Source organism: Hymenobacter lapidarius (genome assembly GCF_001816145.1).
GTDB classification, from domain to species: Bacteria; Bacteroidota; Bacteroidia; order Cytophagales; family Hymenobacteraceae; genus Hymenobacter; species Hymenobacter lapidarius.
Genome location: NZ_MDZB01000081.1, coordinates 1 through 204, shown reverse-complemented (window position 1 = coordinate 204; position 204 = coordinate 1). Strand labels below are relative to the sequence as shown.

Sequence of the window (204 nt, the reverse complement as noted above, 5' to 3'; positions counted from 1 at the left end):
TGGAAAACCGCGCCTTTGTGGCCTCGGCCACCCGGGCGGCCAATGCATTTGCCTTTGACCTGTTTCCGAACCCCGGCCCGGCGCCAGGCCACGCTGCGCTCACCCTGGAAAACCGCGCCTTTGTGGCCTCGGCCACCCGGGCGGCCAATGCATTTGCCTTTGACCTGTTTCCGAACCCCGGCCCGGCGCCAGGCCACGCTGCGC

Annotated in this window: 1 protein-coding gene; it reads left to right on the top strand. The window is 68.6% G+C overall.

Features of this window, described 5'->3' with window-relative positions; all coding sequences use genetic code 11:
* Positions 1-204, top strand: a 204-nt coding sequence (locus BEN47_RS21305; protein ID WP_158010860.1) for a hypothetical protein, incomplete at both ends; no start/stop codon positions are given.